We start from the raw sequence: 2607 nt of genomic DNA, 5'->3' as shown, positions 1-2607 counted from the left end.
CCTTCGGTATCTTCTCCTGTGATCCTATTTTTTACAGAATCCTTGGCCATCATATAGTTGATGGTTATGTGCTTCCCGACATCCCGAATAAATCCCAGAAACGAAAACTCCTTCATCCAGTCGTAATTATTCACCATAACTGCTTCGTTCTTCGCTCCCGAAGAAAAATCTAAAAACTGCGATAATTGCTTCCGCACACATTCTTGATTATGCCTAAGGGTCTTTTCATCGAGTAGATTTCGCTCGCTCGATTTACCTGAAGGATCACCAATCATCCCGGTAGCTCCGCCCACCAATGCAAAGGGTTTATGACCACAACGTTGGTAAAACGCCAATAACATAATTGGAACTAGGTTTCCTATATGTAGAGAGTCTGCCGTAGGATCAAACCCCACATAGGCAGCACGCATCTGTTCCATAAGGTGTTCTTCGGTATCTGGCATCACATCGTGAACCATCCCTCTCCATTGTAGTTCTTCAACGAAATTTTTCAGTTGCATTTTAAAGGTTTTACGCAAAGATAGGTGGAAGTAGGAAAAGAGGAAAGCGTATTGTTAAAAATACGAATGAAAACAACCCGAAGACGCTACAGTTTTTCCTGAAGCATAAATTCCCAACTATATTTCCGCAATAACTAGTAACTTCGCCGTATGATACTAGTAACAGGGGGCACCGGTTTGGTAGGTTCACATTTGTTGTTTTCGCTGCTGCAAAACAACCAAAAAGTACGTGCAACACATAGAGCCAGCAGTGACCTGGAACTCGTGAGAAATGTATTTTCCTGTTTTACTTCGGAAGCGGATGTCCTTTTTAACAAGATCGAATGGGTAGCGGCAAATATGACCGATATTCCAGCTTTAACCGATGCCTTTGTGGACATCACCTATGTATATCATTGCGCCGCTTATATTAGTTTTAATCCGAAACACTACCGCAAACTCAAGAAATCGAATGTGGAAGGCACCGCGAATATTGTCAATTTATGTCTTGCCAATAAAGTTCAAAAATTGTGCTATGTAAGTTCGGTAGCCACCTTAGGAAGGTGCACCAATGGTGAACTTATCGATGAAGAAACCGCATGGAATCCCGAAGACGACAACAGTGTCTATTCCATCAGCAAATACGGTGCTGAACTCGAAGTTTGGCGCGGTACCCAGGAAGGTCTCAATGCTGTGGTAGTAAACCCCGGAGTCATTTTGGGAGAAGGCCCGCGAAACTCGGGTAGTGGCATCATCATTAAAAGTGCTTCCAAAACCACAGCTTATTACACTTCGGGAGGGATGGGTGTAGTAGATGTAAAAGATGTGGTTTCGGTGATGATACAATTAATGCAAAGCCCTATCACTAATCAAAAATATATTTTGGTTGGGGATAATTTGTCGTATCGCGAATTGCTTTCAGAATTGGCAATTCATTTTTCAAAAAAACAACCGCATAAGAAAATTCCAAAATGGGGTTTTACCCTGTTTCGAATTGGAGATTGGTTGTCCTCAAAACTGTTGGGAACAAAACGAAAATTGTTAAAATCGACCGTAAATTCTATGTATAAGACCTCTTTTTACGATGCCTCGAAAGTAAAGAAGGAATTGGATTTCGAATTTACTCCCTATCAAGAGACCGTTAAAAGGGTGGTGACAAATTTTAAAAAGAATAGTTAATTGGCATCGGTTTCAACGGGGTCTACAAGCCCCGACTGTGCCTTTATCGAGTCCTTTTCTAAGGCGGCCTCCGCCTGTTTTATCTTAAAGAGATCAATGCTGTCTTTCTTTGTTTCCAATTGAAGTAAGCGTTGTTCCACCTCTTCAAACAACGACAAATATTCGTTCAAGTTGGCCGTATAATAGGCATTACTTCGCACAAATTGCAGACTGTCTATATCATACCTTGTATAGAAGACCGAATCTAATACCACTCCGTTATCTGTTATTACCTTTAAATTTATGCTGCGAGCCGCGTTCATCACATAGGCATCGGTAAATATATCGACCATCTTGTCTCTTGGGATCAAGTCCTCCGGTCTTTCGGGCCGCTTTACATCTTGGCATCCCATGAACACAAACACCATCGTCAAGTAAAGAAAACTCCTCATCCTCTATTAAAAGTTAAACGTTCGCCTTTTCCTTGGGTGAGGTATTTTCCGTTTTCGTATACCAGGGCTCCATTGACCAGCGTATGTGTTACTCGCGATGTAAAGGTAGTACCTTCAAAAGGCGACCAGCCACATTTATAGGCAATGTTCTCTTTGTTGACCGTCCAAGGAGCGTTGGGATCTACCAAAACCAAATCGGCCTTGAACCCTCTTTTTATATATCCTCTATCCTTAATCTGAAATAATATCGCAGGGTTATGCGCCGTTTTCTGAACAATTTTTTCTACCGAAATTCGCCCTCGGTGATGCATTTCAAATAAGGCTTCTAGGGCGTGTTGTACCAATGGCCCTCCCGAAGGCGCTTTGGTATACACATTATCTTTTTCCTGAAGCGTATGTGGAGCGTGATCTGTCGCGATCACATCGATACGATCATCATTAAGGGCTTTCCAGAGTCCTTCACGGTCTTTTTCAGATTTTACCGCCGGATTCCATTTAATTTTGGTGCCTTTGGTAGC

The 2607-nt window shown here is 42.1% G+C and carries 4 protein-coding genes; 1 reads left to right on the top strand and 3 read right to left on the bottom strand.

Features of this window, described 5'->3' with window-relative positions; genetic code table 11:
• Positions 1–500, bottom strand: a 500-nt coding sequence (tyrS, locus tag K8F54_RS07320; RefSeq protein WP_290789015.1) for a tyrosine--tRNA ligase, incomplete at its 3' end; no start/stop codon positions are given.
• 150 nt (positions 501–650) lie between these two features.
• Between tyrS and K8F54_RS07315 the strand changes: the two genes are divergently transcribed.
• A complete protein-coding gene (locus K8F54_RS07315; RefSeq protein WP_290789013.1) occupies positions 651–1658 on the top strand; it encodes an NAD-dependent epimerase/dehydratase family protein in 1008 nt (335 codons plus the stop codon).
• Here the strand turns inward: K8F54_RS07315 and K8F54_RS07310 are convergent.
• Together K8F54_RS07310 and K8F54_RS07305 are read right to left on the bottom strand one after the other, a co-directional pair.
• The gene (locus tag K8F54_RS07310; RefSeq protein ID WP_290789011.1) at positions 1655–2089 is read right to left on the bottom strand and encodes a DUF4296 domain-containing protein; all 435 of its coding nucleotides are present in this window, start codon (positions 2087–2089) and stop codon (positions 1655–1657) included. The genes K8F54_RS07315 and K8F54_RS07310 overlap by 4 nt on opposite strands.
• Positions 2086–2607, bottom strand: a 522-nt coding sequence (locus K8F54_RS07305) for an amidohydrolase family protein (RefSeq protein WP_290789009.1), incomplete at its 5' end; no start/stop codon positions are given. The genes K8F54_RS07310 and K8F54_RS07305, both read right to left, overlap by 4 nt.

It is taken from the genome of Altibacter sp. (assembly GCF_019913785.1).
Taxonomy (GTDB): Bacteria; Bacteroidota; Bacteroidia; order Flavobacteriales; family Flavobacteriaceae; genus Altibacter.
This window is presented reverse-complemented; position numbering and strand designations above follow the sequence as displayed.